The sequence below is a fragment of the Massilia cellulosiltytica genome, assembly GCF_047325105.1.
In the GTDB taxonomy this organism is placed as follows: domain Bacteria; phylum Pseudomonadota; class Gammaproteobacteria; order Burkholderiales; family Burkholderiaceae_D; genus Telluria; species Telluria orientalis.
Genome location: NZ_CP168562.1, coordinates 5,706,043 through 5,722,570, shown reverse-complemented (window position 1 = coordinate 5,722,570; position 16,528 = coordinate 5,706,043). Strand labels below are relative to the sequence as shown.

The following is a 16,528-nucleotide window of genomic DNA, read 5'->3' as shown; positions in this document are numbered from 1 at the left end:
GAGATGAACTACGACGGCAAAACCGCACTGGTACTGGGACTCGGCGAATCGGGCCTGGCGATCGCGCTGTGGCTCGCGCGCTGCGGCGCGCGCGTGCGCGTGGCCGACACGCGCGCCGAACCCGCGCGCCTGCCCGCGCTGCGCGCTGCGGTGCCGGATGCGGACTTCGTCGCCGGTCCGTTCGCCGCGAACCTGCTGGACGGCGTGGACTTCGTCGCCGTCAGCCCGGGCCTCGCCCCGAACCGCGAACTGGCCGAGATCGCGCCTGCCGCCGCCGCACGCCATGTGCCGCTGTGGGGCGAGATCGAGTTGTTCGCGCAGGCGCTGTCGGCGCTGAAGGCGGAGCGGAACTACGCGCCGAAGGTCATCGCCATCACGGGCACCAACGGCAAGACGACGGTGACGAGCCTCACCGGTCTGCTGTGCCGCCGCGCCGGTCTCACGACTAAGGTCGCAGGCAACATCAGCCCCGCCGCGCTGGACGTGCTGCGCGAGGTGCTTGATGCGGATGCGCTCCCGCAGGCCTGGGTACTGGAACTCTCCAGCTTCCAGCTGCACACGACGTACAGCCTGAACCCGGACGCGGCGACGGTCCTGAACATCACGCAGGATCACCTCGACTGGCACGGCAGCATGGCCGCCTATGCCGCCGACAAGGCCCGCATCTTCGGCGCCGACACCGTCCGCGTGCTGAACCGCGACGACAGCGTCGTGATGGGCATGACGGCGCCCGGCGCGACGATCACCACGTTCGGCACGGGCGAACCGGATGCGCCGGGCAGCTTCGGCCTCGTGAACGAGCGCGGCGTGCTGTGGCTTGCGAATGCGAATCCGGGTGAAGAACCCGAGAAGAAGAAAAAGAAGAACGAGCCGGTCGAGCCGATCGACGTGATCGTCAATCGATTGATGCCGGCCGACGCGCTGCGCATCCGCGGCCTGCACAACGCTTCCAACGCACTGGCCGCGCTCGCGCTGTGCCGCGCTTGTGGCCTGCCGCTGGCGCCGCTGCTGCACGGTCTGCGCGACTACCAGGGCGAGCCGCACCGCGTCGAACTGGTCACCAGTATCGACAACGTGGAGTACTACGACGACTCCAAGGGCACGAACGTGGGCGCCACCGTCGCCGCGCTGGAGGGTCTCGGTAAAACGTTCGGCGAGACGGACCGCCAGATCCTGCTCATCGCGGGCGGCGACGGCAAGGGCCAGGATTTCAGCCCGCTGGCCGGCCCGTGCGCGCGCTACGTGCGCGCCGTGCTGCTGATCGGCCGCGACGGCCCCGCCATCGGCGCCGCATTGGCCTCCACCGGCGTGCCGTGCTTCGACCTGCCGGGATTGCCGGAAGCCGTGCGCCGCGCGAGCGGTCTGGCGAAATCCGGTGACGTCGTGCTGCTGTCGCCCGCGTGCGCGAGCCTGGACATGTTCACGAACTACGCGCACCGCGCCCAGGTGTTCGTCGACGCCGTGCGCGACATCGCGCTCGAGAAGGGACAGGAGCTCTGATGGCTTTCCAGATTCCCTTCAAGTTCGGCGGCAGTTCCAGCGACGCGACCATCGCGACGCGCGCACGCCCGTCGCGCATGATGGAATACGACCAGCCGCTCGTGTGGGTCGTGCTGCTGCTGATGCTGTTCGGGATGGTGATGGTGTACTCGGCGTCGATCGCGTTGCCGGACTCGCCCAAGTTCGCCTACCTCGCCGGCAAGAACAACTACTTCCTGGTGCGCCAGGCCATGTTCATCGTGATTTCGATGGTGACGGGCCTGTTCGTCTTCCGTATTCCCGTCGCGACGTGGCAGCGCTTCGCGCCGCTGATGTTCGTCGCCACGCTGGTCCTGCTGGCGCTCGTGCTGATCCCCGGCGTCGGCGTCGTCGTCAACGGCGCGCGCCGCTGGCTGTCGCTGAAGATTTTCAATTTGCAGCCGTCCGAGATCATGAAGGTGGTGTCCGTGCTGTACGCGGCCGACTTCACGGTGCGCAAGCAGCAGTACATGCACAAGCTGACGAAGGGCTTCATGCCGATGGCCGCCGCGATGGCGCTCGTCGGCGCGCTGCTGATGCTGGAGCCCGACCTCGGCGCGTTCGGCGTCGTCGTCTGCATCTCGATGGGCATCCTGTTCCTCGGCGGCTTCAACATGATCTGGTTCGGCGGCATCGGCGCCGTGCTGGTGCTCGTGTTCTCGACCATCATCGCGCTGTCGCCGTTCCGCCGCGCGCGCATGTTCGCGTACATGAACCCGTGGGAAGAGGGCAATGCGCTGGACAAGGCGTACCAGCTGACGCACTCGCTGATCGCGTTCGGCCGCGGCGAATTCTTCGGCGTGGGCCTGGGCGGTTCGGTCGAAAAGCTGCACTACCTGCCGGAGGCGCACACCGACTTCATCATGGCCGTCATCGGCGAGGAGCTGGGTCTCGTCGGCGTGCTCGTCGTGATCGGCCTGTTCTACTGGCTCGTCAAGCGCGCGTTCGACATCGGCCGCCAGGCCATCGCGCTGGAACAGCACTTCGCCGGTCTCGCCGCGAAAGGCGTCGGTATCTGGATCGGCGTGCAGGTGTTCATCAACATGGGCGTGAACCTGGGCCTGCTGCCCACCAAGGGCCTGACGTTGCCGCTGATGAGCTATGGCGGTTCCGGCGTGCTGTTCAACTGCGTCGGTCTCGCGATCCTGCTGCGGATCGATTACGAGAACCGGGTACGGATGCGAGGAGGCCGTCAATGACCAGGAAGCTCATGATCATGGCCGCCGGCACCGGTGGCCACATCTTCCCCGGCATCGCCATCGCCCAATCGATGCGCGAGCGCGGTTGGGAAGTCTCCTGGCTGGGCACGATGCACGGCATGGAAAAAGATATCGTGCCGAAGCACGGCATCCCGATGGACTCGATCGACTTCGCCGGCTTGCGCGGCAAGGGTATCGCGCACACGGTGTCGGGCGCGTTCAAGCTCGTCGCCAGCTTCGCCTCGTGCCGCAAGTATCTCGCCTTGCGCCGCCCGGACGTCGTGCTGGGCATGGGCGGCTACGTGACGGTGCCGGGCGGGATGATGGCGCGTTCGCGCGGCATTCCGCTCGCGCTCGTGAACGCGGATGCCGCGCTGCTCCTGTCGAACAAGACGCTGACGCCGCTCGCGCAGCGCGTGCTGTTCGGCTTCCCGGCCGATTTCGGCAAGGCGGCGGGTAAGGCGGTCGTCACCGGCAACCCGGTGCGCAAGGAAATCCTCGAGATGCCGTCGCCGGGCCACCGCTTCGCCGGCCGCACCGGTCCGCTGAACATCCTCGTCGTGGGCGGCAGCCTCGGTGCGAAGGTGCTCAACGACAGCGTGCCGGCCGCGCTGGCGCTGATCCCGGAAGGCCTGCGGCCGACGGTCACCCACCAGTCGGGCAAGAAAAACATCGACGCGCTGCGCGCCGCGTACGCGCAGGCGGGCGTGCAGGCGAACGTCGTCGACTTCATCGACGACATGGCGGCGGAATACGCGAACGCGGACCTCGTGATCTGCCGCGCGGGTGCGATCACCGTGTCGGAACTGACGGCGGCCGGTGTCGCGAGCGTGCTCGTGCCGTTCGTCGCCAGCACGACGAGTCACCAGCGCGACAACGCGGCCTGGATGGCGGGGCAGAAGGCGGCGGTGCACCTGCCGCAAGGCGAACTGAATCCGCAGCAGCTGGCAAGGCTGCTGCAAACCACCACGCGCGACGACTGCCTGGCGATGGCCGAGGCGGCGCAGGCCGTGGGACGGCGCGATGCCAATGCGGAGATCGCGCGCGTACTTGAAGAACTGGCGAACGGCGGACAATGAAACACAAGATCAAACACATTCACTTCGTCGGCATCGGCGGCAGCGGCATGAGCGGCATCGCGGAAGTGCTGCTGAACCTCGGCTATAAAGTGTCGGGCTCGGACCTCGCGTCGAACGCGGCCAGCCAGCGCCTGCAACAGCTGGGCGCCGACGTGCGCATCGGCCACGCGGCCGACAACATCGCCGGCGCGGACGCCGTCGTCACGTCGACCGCCGTCAACGAAGCCAATCCGGAAGTCGTCGCCGCGCGCGCCGCGAAAGTCCCCATCGTCCCGCGCGCGATCATGCTGGGTGAGCTGATGCGCCTGAAGCGCGGCATCGCCATCGCCGGCACGCATGGCAAGACGACGACGACGAGTCTTGTCGCCTCCGTGCTCGCGCAGGGCGGCCTCGATCCGACGTTCGTCATCGGCGGGCGCCTGAACAGCGCCGGCGCCAACGCGAAGCTGGGCACGGGCGACTACATCGTGGCCGAGGCGGACGAATCGGATGCGTCGTTCCTGAACCTGTCGCCGATGATCGAGGTGATCACGAACATCGACGCCGACCACATGGACACGTACGAGCACGACTTCGAGAAGCTGAAGGGCGCGTTCGTCAACTTCACGCACCGCCTGCCGTTCTACGGCCGCGCCATGATGTGCATCGACGACGCGAACGTGCGCGCGATCCTGCCGCAGGTAACGAAACCGGTGACGACCTACGGCTTCTCGGAAGACGCCGAAGTGCGCGCCCTGAACGCGCGCGCCCAGGGCATCCAGATGCATTTCACGGTGCGCCAGCAGGGCTATCCGGACACGGACTTCGTGCTGAACCAGCCGGGCATGCACAACGTGCTGAACGCCTGCTCCGCGATCGCGATCGCGCGCGAGATCGGCGTGCCGGATGAGGCGACGGCGCAGGGCCTGCGCGAATTCAACGGCGTCGGCCGCCGCTTCACGCGCTATGGCGAGATCGAACTGCCGCAGGGCGGCAGCTTCACGCTCGTCGACGACTATGGCCACCACCCGGTGGAAGCCCAGGTCACGCTGGCCGCCGCGCGCGCCGCGTATCCGGGCCGCCGCCTCGTGCTGGCGTTCCAGCCGCACCGCTATTCCCGCACCCGCGACCTGTTCGAGGACTTCGTCAAGGTGCTGGCGGCGCCGGACGTGCTGCTGCTGGCCGAGGTGTATCCGGCCGGCGAAGCCCCGATCGTGGCGGCGGACGGCCGCGCGCTCGCGCGTGCGCTGCGCGCGGGTGGCCAGGTCGAACCGATTTTCGTGGAAGCGATCGCCGACATGCCGGCGACGATCCTCAAGGTGGCGCGCGACGGCGACGTCGTGCTCACCATGGGCGCCGGCTCCATCGGCGGCGTCCCCCATCAACTGACATCGAATCAAAAGGTTGCATCGTGAGTATCTCCCAAACCGAAGCCAAGGCCCTGGGCAAGGTCGGCGTGCTGTTCGGCGGCCGGTCCGCCGAGCGCGAGATTTCGCTGATTTCGGGCAGCGGCGTGCTGCAGGCCTTGAAGTCCAAGGGCATCGACGCGCACGCGTTCGACCCGGCCGAGCGCTCGCTGGCCGAACTGGCCGCGGAAAAATTCGACCGCGTGTTCATCGCGCTGCACGGCCGCTACGGCGAGGACGGCACACTGCAGGGCGCGCTGGAACTGCTGGGCATCCCGTACACGGGCAGCGGCGTGATGGCATCGAGCGTCGGCATGGACAAGGTCACGACCAAGATCGTGTGGCTGGCGGCCGGCGTGCCGACGCCGCGTTACGTCACCATCGCGGCCGGTGCGAACGTCGACACCGACGCCATCGTCGCCGAACTGGGCCTGCCGCTGATCGTCAAGCCGCCGCTGGAAGGTTCCACCATCGGCATCACCAAGGTGCTTGATGCGGCCGGCCTGCAGGCCGCCGTCGACCTGGCGCGCCAGTACGACAAGGTGGTGCTGGTCGAGCAGTTCATCCAGGGCCGCGAATTTTCCGTGCCGGTGCTGGGCGGCGGCCCGACCGCGCGCGCGCTGCCGATCGTGGAGATCGTCGCGCCCGAGGGCAATTACGACTACCAGAACAAGTACTTCACGGACGACACCAAGTACCACTGCCCGGCGCCGCTCGACGCGGCGACGACGGCCGCGATCCAGGCGCATGTGGTGAACGCGTACCGCGCGCTCGGCTGCGAAGGCTGGAGCCGCATCGACGTGCTGCTGCGCGCGTCGGACAATGCGCCGTTCCTGCTGGAGGTGAACACGTCGCCGGGCATGACGACGCACTCGCTCGTGCCGATGGCGGCGCGCGCCGAGGGCACGAGCTACGAAGACCTGTGCGTGGACATCCTGCGCTCCGCCAGCTTGAAAGCTGGTCAGGTGAAGAAGGGATAAGGAAGCAAAATGTGGCATGACGTGCGAGCTCTGAATGCAACCGCCAGCGCGCTCACCGCGCTGGTGGCGCTCGCGTGCGTGGCGTCGGGATTGTGGTGGCTGTCGCAGCGCCCGATGTTCACCTTGCGCGCGGTGCGGGTCGAGAGCATGTACGGGCTGGACCTGCAGCACGTGAACGAGCTGACGGTGCGTAACGGGGTGCTCGGGAAGATCAGCGGTAACTTCTTCACGACCGACCTCGAACAGGTACGCACCACCTTCGAGGCCGTGCCGTGGGTGCGCAAGGCCAGCGTACGCCGCGAGTGGCCGAACCAGTTGATCGTGCAGGTGGAAGAGCACGAGGCGCTCGGCACCTGGGGCGAGGACGGCAAGCTGTTGTCGGTGAAGGGCGATGTGTTCACGGCCAACCTGGGCGAGGCCGAGACCGACGAGGACCACGCACTGCCTGCGTTCGATGGTCCTCCCGGCAGCGAGAAGGAAGTGCTCACGCGCTTCGCGGAACTGCGCCGCTGGTTCGCGCCGATCCGCCTGGTGCCGGAGTCGATCAACCTGTCGAACCGTTACGCCTGGACCGTGAAGCTGAACAACGGCATGAGCGTGGAGCTGGGACGCGAGAAGGACAAGGACACGCTGCACGGGCGCGTGCAGCGGCTGGTGAGCATTTACCCCCAGCTGGTGGCTAGACTGCAGGAGGGGCGCATCGATACGATCGACATGCGTTATCCGAACGGTCTGGCGCTGTCCTCGGCGGCATTGACCGTGCCGGCGGATGCGACCAAGCCCGTGAAGGCGGCAGTGAAGAAAAAAACAAATACCAAAACTACAAAGCAGATCTAATTTAAGCAGGCGACAGCAAACATGACAAAAGACGCGAAGAACCTGATCGTCGGCCTCGACATCGGTACCTCGAAGGTAGTGGCGGTGGTGGCCGAGGTGATGGCCGACGGGCGCCACGAGGTGATCGGACTGGGCCAGCACGAGTCCAAGGGTTTGAAGAAGGGCGTTGTCGTCAACATCGAAGCGACCGTCGAATCCATCCAGCGCGCGCTCGAGGAAGCCGAGCTGATGGCCGACTGCAAGATCCGCAACGTGTATGCGGGGATCGCCGGCAGCCATATCCGCTCGTTCAACTCGAGCGGGATGGTCGCCATCAAGGACAAGGAAGTGACGGCCACGGACGTGGCGCGCGTGATCGAGACGGCGAAGGCCGTGAACATCCCGACCGACCAGCAGCTGCTGCACACGGTGCCGCAGGAATTCATCGTCGACAACCAGGAAGACGTGCGCGAGCCGATCGGCATGAGCGGCATCCGCCTCGAGGTGCGCGTGCACATCGTCACCGGTGCGGTGTCCGCGGTCCAGAATATTGTAAAGTGCGTGCGCCGCTGCGGCCTCGAGGTCTCGGACCTGATCCTGCAGCCGATGGCGTCGGCCGACTCCGTGCTGACGAACGACGAGAAGGAACTGGGCGTCGTGCTGATCGACATCGGCGGCGGCACCACCGACATCGCGGTGTTCAGCGACGGCGCGATCCGCCACACGGCCGTGCTGCCGATCGCCGGCGACCAGATCACGAGCGACATCGCGATGGCGCTGCGCACGCCGACGGGCGAGGCGGAAGAGATCAAGATCCGCTACGGCGTGGCCAAGCAGGTGCTGGCCGATCCGGGCGAGTCGCTGGAAGTGCCGGGCCTCGGCGACCGCGGTCCGCGTTCGCTGTCGCGCCAGGCGCTGGCTGCCGTGATCGAGCCGCGCGTGGAAGAACTGTTCGCGATGGTGCACCAGGTCGTGCGCGAGTCCGGCTACGAAGGCGTGCTCTCGTCGGGCATCGTGCTGACGGGCGGTTCGTCGATCATGCCGGGCATGATCGAAATGGCGGAAGACATCTTCCTGAAGCCGGCGCGCCTCGGCACGCCGGAATACCGCGGCCAACTGGCGGACGTCGTGCGCAGCCCGCGCTACGCGACTGTCCTCGGTCTGCTGCTGGAAGCGAAAAAACAGTACCTGCGCGGTCATATCGTCACCCGTCAGGACGGGTCGGTGAAGGCAGTGTGGCAACGAATGAAAGAGTGGTTCCTCGGGAATTTCTGAGGCGGCGGAGGACCGCAGCGCGCGTGAGCCAGGATGGGAACAACGTAAACGCAACGGGTGGCGGGTTTTTCGGAGTTGTTGTAACAGCTAGTAGCAGATTTGCTTGGTAACGGACACGAAACATTTTTAAAATAGTGGCGCGTTTCCAATCTCGAGCCCTGGCTTCTTGTGCGAGGATTCGGGCTTGGAAACGGCTCATCGAGATTAGGAGTTCATCATGGAGTTCGATATGGTCGATAACGCAGCATTGGGCACGGTCATCAAGGTCGTCGGCGTTGGCGGCGCGGGTGGCAATGCGGTCCAGCATATGATCAACAAGGGCGTCGCCGGCGTGGAGTTCATCGCGGCGAATACCGACGCCCAGGCGCTGGCCGCATCCAGCGCCCACAACATCATCCAGATCGGCGAGTCCGGCCTGGGTGCGGGCATGCGTCCGGAAATCGGCCGCCAGCTGGCCGAGCAATCGCGCATGCGCATCGAAGACGCGCTGCGCGGTGCGCACATGGTCTTCATCGCCGCCGGCATGGGCGGCGGCACGGGCACCGGCGCCGCGCCGATCGTCGCGGAAGTCGCCAAGAGCCTGGGCGCGCTGACCGTGGCCGTCGTCTCGAAGCCGTTCTCGTACGAAGGCCAGAAGTGCATGGACGTCGCGGAAAACGGCCTGAACGAACTGACCAAGCACGTCGACTCCCTGATCGTCATCCTGAACGAGAAGCTGGAAGACATCTATGAAGACGAATCGATGCTGGACTGGATGAAGCATGCGGACGATGTGCTGAACAACGCCGTCGCCGGTATCGCCGAGATCATCAACGTCCCGGGCCACATCAACGTCGACTTCAACGACGTGAAGACCATCATGAGCGAGCAGGGCAAGGCCATGATGGGCACCGCGACCGCGTCGGGCGTCGACCGCGCACGCATCGCCGCCGAACAGGCCGTCGCTTCGCCGCTGCTGGACGGTATCGACCTGTCGGGCGCGAAGGGCGTGCTGGTGAACGTCACCGCATCGCGCGGCCTGAAAGGCAAGGAGATCAAGGAAGTCATGGCCGCCGTGCGCGCCTTCGCTGCACCGGACGCCGCGATCGCACAAGGCATCGCCTACGACGACGAGATGGGCGACGAACTGCGCGTGACCGTCGTCGCGACGGGCCTGGGCAAGAACAAGGCCAACATCTCGCTGGTGCAGCCGCAGCAGGTGCTGCGCACCGGCACGTACGGCGCGCCGATGATGTCGGGCACCCCGGGCGTGACGGCCGGCGTGACCATGGGTACGGCGACCGCCGGCGCGATGGACGGCATGAAGCAGCCGGCCGTGTGGCGCCGCGAGCAGGCCTCCGAGCAGGTGCGCGCGATGCAGAACAACGGTGTCGAGACCTACGACATCCCGGCGTTCCTGCGCAAGCAGGCCGACTGAGTAGCAGACTCCAACGCCGGCTGACCACCGGCGCTCCATGATGCGGGGCCAGGCTGTTCCAAGCAGCCTGGCCTTTCGTTTTTGAGAACCGGGGTCAGAGCCCGATTTTTGGAAACAGCTCTCAGGCAGTTTCCAAAATAAGGGCTCTGACCCCGGTTTGGTCTGGATCAGGCATACTTGCGGGTTCTTGAAACTTGAAAGGAATACCACCATGACGATCCAGATCGGCGACCGCCTGCCGGAAGGCGCCCTGCAAGAATTCATCGACATCGAAACCGAAGGCTGCGCGCTCGGTCCGAACACGTTCAACGTGGCCGACCTGGTGAAGGGCAAGACCATCGCCATCTTCGGCCTGCCGGGCGCCTTCACCCCGACCTGCTCCGCGCAGCACCTGCCCGGCTACATCCAGCTGGCCGACCAGCTGAAAGCCAAGGGCGTCGACGAGATCTGGTGCATCTCGGTGAACGACGCGTTCGTGATGGGCGCCTGGGGCCGCGACCAGAAGGCCACCGGCATCGTCCGCATGATGGCCGACGGCAGCGCCACGTTCACCAAGGCGCTGGGCCTGGAATTCGACCTCGTCGCCAAGGGCTTCGGCGTGCGCTCCAAGCGCTACTCGATGCTGGTGCAGGACGGCGTCGTCAAGCAGCTGAACATCGAGAACGGCGGCTTCGATGTGTCGTCGGCCGAGACGCTCCTGAAGCAACTGGGCTGACCTTGATCGTCAACGCCGAAACGCCGGACCAGCCCGAGGTGCGCGACATGCTCGCGCGTCTCGACGCGTACTGCGCCGCGCTGTATCCGGCCGAGAGCAACCACCTGATGGACATCGCGTCGCTGATGCAGGGCGACGTGCTGTTCCTCGTCGCGCGCGACGTCGACGGCGCGGCGGTCGGGTGCGCGGCCCTCGTCAACAAGCAGGAGTATGGTGAGGTCAAGCGCATGTTCGTGGACGAGCGCAAGCGCGGCCTCGGGACGGGCCGCAAGCTGCTCGAGCACCTCGTGATGTTCGCGCGGATGTCCGGCCTCTCGGTGTTGCGCCTGGAGACGGGCATTCACCAGCCGGAAGCCATCGGTTTGTACGAGCGTCTCGGCTTCGAGCGCCGTGCGCCGTTCGGCGATTACCGGGAGGATCCGCTGTCGCTGTTCATGGAGATGCGCCTTTGAGTCGCCTCGCCGGCAATATGCGGAGCATCCGCGCGATGCTGGTCTGCGTCGCCATGTTCTCCATCATGGACATGACGATGAAGCTGCTGTCCGCGCACTTCCCGGCGCTGCAGGTGGCGGCGATCCGCGCGCTGTCCGCGCTGCCGCTCGTCGGTGCGTACCTGTTCTGGCGCGGCGGGCAGCGGTCGCTGCTGCGCATCCGCTGGCCGCTGCACCTGCTGCGCGGCGCCATCGGCATCGCGATGCTGGCGCTGTTCACGTACGGCCTCAAGACGCTGTCGCTGGCCGAGGCGTATTCCATCTTCTTCATCGGCCCGATCCTGATCACCGTGCTGTCCGTGTTCGTGCTGGGCGAGCGCGTGAACGGCGCGCGCTGGATCGCGATCGGCGTCGGCATGGCGGGCGTGCTCGTCGTGCTGCGGCCGACCGGCGCCGGCTTTTTCTCGATGGGCGGACTCGCCGTGCTGACCGCGGCCGTGTGCTATGCCGTGTCGGCCGTCGCCGGACGCGTGCTCGCGCGCACGGACCGGGGCGAGCACATGATGTTCTGGCTGATGGTGCTGATGGCCATCGGTGCAACGCCCATGGCCGCGCCCGCGTGGGTGCCCGTGCAGGCCGAGCACTGGCTGCTGATCCTGATGCTGGCCGTGAGCGGCTTTTTCGGCCAGCTGGCGCTGACGGAGGCGTTCAGCCACGGCGAGGCGTCGGTGGTGGCGCCGTTCGAGTACACGGCGCTGGCCTGGGGCGTGGCCATCGACTGGCTCATGTGGAAAACCTTGCCAGATGAATACACTTTATTGGGCGCCGCCATCATCGTCGGCAGTGGCCTGTACCTGATCCGCCACGAAACCATCCACGCGGAAGCCGAGCATCCTTGAAAACGTGGTGTTCCTGCCACCGGGGGCGGCGGTCCCCGGCAAGGCTGTAAACGCTACGATATAATCGAACGATGCTCAAACAACGAACCATCAAACAACTGGTGCGCACGACAGGTGTCGGTTTGCACTCCGGCACCAAGGTCGAGCTGACCCTGCGTCCGGCGGCCGCCGATACGGGTATCGTGTTCCGCCGCGTAGATCTCGAGCCCATCGTCGAGTTCCCGTCGAATGCCGATATCGTGGGCGATACCCGCATGGCGTCGGTGCTCACGCAGGGCGATGCGCGCGTCTCGACCGTCGAGCACCTGATGTCGGCCTGCGCCGGCCTCGGCATCGACAACCTGTACGTCGATGTCACGGCCGAAGAGATCCCGATCATGGACGGTTCCGCGTCGTCGTTCGTTTTCCTGCTGCAGCAGGCGGGCGTGCAGGAGCAGGCCGTACCCAAGAAATTCATCCGCGTGCTGAAACCCGTGGAAGTCCGCCAGGGCAGCGGTGCCAACGAGAAATGGGCGCGCCTGAGCCCGTACGACGGCTTCAAGCTCGACTTCTTCATCGAATTCAACCACCCGGCCGTGGACGGCACGACGCAGCGCGCGATCGTCGACTTCGGCAAGGTCTCGTACGTGCACGATGTGGCGCGCGCCCGCACGTTCGGCTTCATGCAGGACGTCGAAAGCCTGCGCGGCATGGGCTTGGCGCGCGGCGGCTCGCTGGAAAACGCGATCGTGATGGACGAGTACCGCATCCTGAATGCGGACGGCCTGCGCTACGACGACGAGTTCGTGCGCCATAAAATCCTCGATGCGATCGGCGACCTGTACCTCGTCGGCTCGCCGCTGCTGGCCAGCTACGAGGCGCACAAGTCGGGCCACGGCCTGAACAACCTGCTGCTGCGCGAGCTGCTGGCGCATCCGGATTCGTACGAGATCGTGACGTTCGATGCGCAGGAGCGGGCGCCGGTGTCTTACGGCGCGCAGATGGAAAGGGAGTGGGCGCTGACCTGACGGGCTGACTTACCCGCGGCGCCAAACAACGTCATTCCCGCGAAGGCGGGAATCCAAGTGCGTCAGCGCAGTGCTGGCGTAAATTGGGTTCCCGCCTGCGCGGGAACGACGGTCTTGGGGGTAACGACGGTGCTATTTCTTCCGTCTCTCCGCCAGCCTCCTGATCGCCGCGATCAGCGCCGCGTTCTGCGGCGTTTCCGGCAACGTCTCCCCCAACTGCTCGAACGCATCCACCGCCGTCGGCGGCAAGGTCAGCGAGGACGGCTTCAGCTCCTCGCGCACGGGCACGTTCGGCCGCATCTGGATCTTGATGCGCACGTTCTCCACCTGCCATCCCTTTTTCTGCAAACCCGCCTGCAGCTTGGGCAGCTGCTGCTTGAGCTTGGCCGCGACGGCGGAAGAGGGCACGGCGAGGGTCAGCACGGTATCCTGGAACGACAGCACGTCGCAGCCGGCGTACATCGGCGGCAGGATCACCTTGACGTCGCGCTGCAAATTGCCCACGCGCAGGGCGGTCGGCATCAGGGCGGCGAGGCGGTCGTTGGCGCGCAGGAAGTCGGTCGCCACGAACGACGTCTTGCGGTCGCGGGTGCCGTAGATGTGGAAGGGACGCTGGTTCGAAGAGGACTGCATGCTTGGAACATACCACAGCCGCGCCGCCTGTCGCGAAGAATCGTGTGCGCCTGTGTGAAATCGAATGCAGTTTGATAACATTTTTTGCCAGCCGCACTTGTGATCCGCCGGGCGACCCCCAAGTGTGGCCGGATCGCATGATAAAATCGGTGGCTTTTTGCCATTGGCGCTCTCGGTGAGATATGTTTTTGCTATCATCCTGGGCTCCTCGGACCTTTTTCGCGGCGTACTTTTGAAGAACACAGCATGTCATTCCTGACCAAGATTTTCGGCAGCCGTAACCAGCGTCTGCTCAAGCAATACCAAAAATCCGTACGCGAGATCAACGCGCTCGAGCCGCAGATGGAAGCGCTGTCCGATGCCGATCTCCAGGCAAAGACAAACGAATTCAAGCAACGCCTGGCCGGGGGCGCTACCCTGGACGACATCCTCGTGGAAGCCTTCGCCGTCTGCCGCGAAGCCGCCAAGCGCGTCATGAAGATGCGCCACTTCGACGTGCAGCTGATCGGCGGCATGGTCCTCCACTACGGCAAGATCGCCGAGATGGGCACCGGCGAGGGTAAAACGCTGATGGCGACCCTGCCCGTGTACCTGAACGCGCTGTCCGGCAAGGGCGTGCACGTCGTGACGGTCAACGATTACCTGGCCCAGCGCGACGCCGAGCAGATGGGCCGCCTGTACGGCTGGCTCGGTTTGACGACGGGCGTGAACCTGTCGCAGATGGATCACGACAGCAAGCAGAAAGCCTACGGTTCCGACATCACGTACGGCACCAACAACGAATACGGCTTCGACTACCTGCGCGACAACATGGTCTACGAGATGCGCGAGCGCGTGCAGCGTGGCCTGAACTTCGCCGTGGTCGACGAGGTGGACTCGATCCTGATCGACGAAGCGCGTACCCCGCTGATCATTTCCGGGCAGGCCGAGAACCACACGGAGCTGTACCACAAGATCAACGAAGTCCCGCCGCTGCTGACCCTGCAGATCGGCGAGGAGACCCCGGACGGCAAGGGCAACATCGAAGTCCCGGGCGACTACACGAAGGACGAGAAGGCGCACACCGTGCTGCTGACCGAGGCCGGCCACGAAAAGGCCGAGTCCATCCTGACGAAGATGGGCCTGCTGCCGGAAGGCGCGTCGCTGTACGACGCCGCCAACATCACGCTGATCCACCACCTGTACGCCGCCCTGCGCGCGCACGTGCTGTACCACAAGGACCAGCACTACGTCGTGCAGAACAACGAGGTCGTGATCGTCGACGAATTCACGGGCCGCCTGATGACGGGCCGCCGGTGGTCCGACGGCCTGCACCAGGCCGTGGAAGCGAAAGAGGGTGTGCGCATCCAGAACGAGAACCAGACGCTCGCGTCGATCACGTTCCAGAACTACTTCCGCATGTACAGCAAGCTGTCCGGCATGACCGGTACGGCGGACACGGAGGCGTACGAATTCCAGGAGATCTACGGCCTGGAAACCGTCGTCGTCCCGCCGAACCGTCCGTCGCAGCGCAAGGACCGCCAGGACCAGGTGTACAAGACGGCGCAGGAAAAATACCAGGCGATGGTGAACGACATCCGCGACTGCTACGAGCGCGGCCAGCCGGTCCTCGTCGGCACGACGTCGATCGAGAACTCGGAACTGCTGTCGGGTATCCTGGACCAGGCCAAGCTGCCGCACAACGTGCTGAACGCGAAACAGCACGCCCGCGAGGCGGAGATCATCGCGCAGGCCGGTCGTCCGAAGATGATCACGATCGCCACCAATATGGCGGGCCGCGGTACCGACATCGTCCTGGGCGGCAACGTCGAGAAGCAGATCCAGTTCATCGAAGCGGACGAATCGCTGTCGCCGGAACAGAAGGACGAGCAGTCGGCCAAGCTGCGCGAGGAATGGCAGTCGCTGCACGACCATGTCGTCGCGCAGGGCGGCCTGCATATCATCGGCACTGAGCGCCATGAATCGCGCCGCGTCGACAACCAGCTGCGCGGCCGTTCCGGTCGCCAGGGCGACCCGGGTTCGTCGCGCTTCTACCTGTCGCTGGACGACCCCCTGCTGCGCATCTTCGCGGGCGACCGCGTGCGCGCCGTGATGGACCGTCTCAAGATGCCGGAAGGCGAGCCGATCGAAGCGGGCATGGTCACGCGCTCGATCGAAGGCGCGCAGCGCAAGGTCGAGGCGCGCAACTTCGACATCCGCAAGCAGCTGCTGGAATACGACGACGTCGCCAACGACCAGCGCAAGGTGATCTACACCCAGCGTAACGAGTTGCTGGAAGCGGCCGACATCTCCGAGCTGATCGCCAGCCTGCGCATCGGCGTGTTCACCGACGTCGTGCGCACCCATGTGCCGGCGGAGTCGGTGGAAGAGCAGTGGGACATCCCGTCGCTGGAACGCGTGCTGGCCGACGAATGGGCCCTGCCGGTGCCGCTGGCGAAGATGCTGGAGGACGAACCGAACCTGAACGACGACGACATCCTCGAGCGCGTGCTGGCCGCTGCGGAAAGCTCGTACGAGGCGAAGGTCGGCATCGTCGGCAAGGAAGCGTTCGGCGGCTTCGAGCGCAACGTCATGCTGCAGAACATCGACACGCACTGGCGCGAGCACCTGGCCGCCCTGGACCACCTGCGCCAGGGCATCCACCTGCGCGGCTATGCGCAGAAGAACCCGAAGCAGGAATACAAGCGGGAAGCGTTCGAACTGTTCGGCGCCATGCTGGACCAGATCAAGAACGAAGTCATCCGCACCATCATGACCGTCCGCATCCAGACCCGCGAGGAAGTCGAGGCGGCGGAAGCGGCGATGCAGGCGGCGGCTGCGCACCTGGAAAACATCAACTACCAGCACGCCGACTTCGACCCGACCGCGGCGCCGGAAGAACTGATGGCGCCGCTCGCGGCGACCCCGGGCACGACGGCGATGGCGGACGATCCGGCCACCACCTACATGGGCGTGAAGGTCGGCCGCAACGACCCGTGCCCGTGCGGCAGCGGCAAGAAGTTCAAGGCTTGCCACGGCAAGCTGGCGTGATGCAGTAGCCCCAAACGAAAAGCACCCCGCGGGGTGCTTTTTTTGCGCCCTAAAATTCGGGGTCAGAGCACATTTTTCTTTGAATTCGGGGTCAGAGCACATTTACGATCAATGTCCGGTCGGGCATTGTTTTCGATGGCAGGC

The 16,528-nt window shown here is 65.5% G+C and carries 14 protein-coding genes; 13 read left to right on the top strand and 1 reads right to left on the bottom strand.

Features of this window, described 5'->3' with window-relative positions:
• The first annotated feature begins 3 nt into the window (after nt 1-3).
• The 12 genes from murD to lpxC all read left to right on the top strand — a co-directional run bounded on the left by murD (nt 4) and on the right by lpxC (nt 12,721).
• A complete protein-coding gene (gene murD / locus ACEN9H_RS24965; protein WP_413672467.1) occupies nt 4-1,500 on the top strand; it encodes a UDP-N-acetylmuramoyl-L-alanine--D-glutamate ligase in 1,497 nt (498 codons plus the stop codon).
• Complete coding sequence (ftsW, locus tag ACEN9H_RS24960) at nt 1,500-2,717, top strand: putative lipid II flippase FtsW (RefSeq protein WP_413672466.1); 1,218 nt, start codon at nt 1,500-1,502, stop codon at nt 2,715-2,717. The genes murD and ftsW overlap by 1 nt, the downstream gene beginning before the upstream one ends.
• Complete coding sequence (gene murG, locus ACEN9H_RS24955) at nt 2,714-3,796, top strand: undecaprenyldiphospho-muramoylpentapeptide beta-N-acetylglucosaminyltransferase (protein ID WP_413672465.1); 1,083 nt, start codon at nt 2,714-2,716, stop codon at nt 3,794-3,796. The genes ftsW and murG overlap by 4 nt, the downstream gene beginning before the upstream one ends.
• Nucleotides 3,793-5,190: a UDP-N-acetylmuramate--L-alanine ligase gene (gene murC, locus ACEN9H_RS24950; RefSeq protein ID WP_371763528.1), complete on the top strand. Its 1,398-nt coding sequence runs from the start codon at nt 3,793-3,795 to the stop codon at nt 5,188-5,190. Before murG ends, murC begins: the two co-directional genes overlap by 4 nt.
• Nucleotides 5,184-6,161 (top strand): D-alanine--D-alanine ligase, encoded by a 978-nt coding sequence (locus tag ACEN9H_RS24945; RefSeq protein ID WP_413675634.1) that lies wholly within the window; start codon nt 5,184-5,186, stop codon nt 6,159-6,161. The genes murC and ACEN9H_RS24945 overlap by 7 nt, the downstream gene beginning before the upstream one ends.
• A 9-nt stretch (nt 6,162-6,170) precedes the next feature.
• Nucleotides 6,171-6,998 carry a cell division protein FtsQ/DivIB gene (locus tag ACEN9H_RS24940; protein ID WP_056122827.1) on the top strand — a complete coding sequence of 276 codons (828 nt, stop codon included), beginning with the start codon at nt 6,171-6,173 and terminating at the stop codon, nt 6,996-6,998.
• 21 nt (nt 6,999-7,019) lie between these two features.
• Nucleotides 7,020-8,252: a cell division protein FtsA gene (gene ftsA / locus ACEN9H_RS24935; RefSeq protein ID WP_056122830.1), complete on the top strand. Its 1,233-nt coding sequence runs from the start codon at nt 7,020-7,022 to the stop codon at nt 8,250-8,252.
• A gap of 217 nt (nt 8,253-8,469) precedes the next feature.
• Entirely contained in the window at nt 8,470-9,669 is a 1,200-nt protein-coding gene (ftsZ, locus tag ACEN9H_RS24930; RefSeq protein ID WP_056122832.1) for a cell division protein FtsZ, read from the top strand.
• 211 nt (nt 9,670-9,880) lie between these two features.
• Nucleotides 9,881-10,384, top strand: a complete 504-nt coding sequence (locus tag ACEN9H_RS24925; protein ID WP_413672464.1) for a peroxiredoxin — start codon at nt 9,881-9,883, stop codon at nt 10,382-10,384.
• Between the two features lie 2 nt (nt 10,385-10,386).
• Nucleotides 10,387-10,836, top strand: coding sequence for a GNAT family N-acetyltransferase (locus ACEN9H_RS24920; protein WP_413672463.1), 450 nt, complete (start codon nt 10,387-10,389; stop codon nt 10,834-10,836).
• A gap of 35 nt (nt 10,837-10,871) precedes the next feature.
• Complete coding sequence (locus ACEN9H_RS24915) at nt 10,872-11,714, top strand: DMT family transporter (protein ID WP_413675633.1); 843 nt, start codon at nt 10,872-10,874, stop codon at nt 11,712-11,714.
• 71 nt (nt 11,715-11,785) lie between these two features.
• Nucleotides 11,786-12,721, top strand: coding sequence for a UDP-3-O-acyl-N-acetylglucosamine deacetylase (lpxC, locus tag ACEN9H_RS24910; RefSeq protein WP_413672462.1), 936 nt, complete (start codon nt 11,786-11,788; stop codon nt 12,719-12,721).
• Between the two features lie 132 nt (nt 12,722-12,853).
• Here the strand turns inward: lpxC and ACEN9H_RS24905 are convergent, their stop codons facing one another.
• Nucleotides 12,854-13,354, bottom strand: a complete 501-nt coding sequence (locus tag ACEN9H_RS24905; protein WP_413672461.1) for a DciA family protein — start codon at nt 13,352-13,354, stop codon at nt 12,854-12,856.
• Nucleotides 13,355-13,600: 246 nt separating this feature from the next.
• Here ACEN9H_RS24905 and secA point away from each other — a divergent pair, with 246 nt between their 5' ends.
• Complete coding sequence (secA, locus tag ACEN9H_RS24900; protein ID WP_413672460.1) at nt 13,601-16,384, top strand: preprotein translocase subunit SecA; 2,784 nt, start codon at nt 13,601-13,603, stop codon at nt 16,382-16,384.
• The last annotated feature ends 144 nt before the right edge of the window (nt 16,385-16,528 follow it).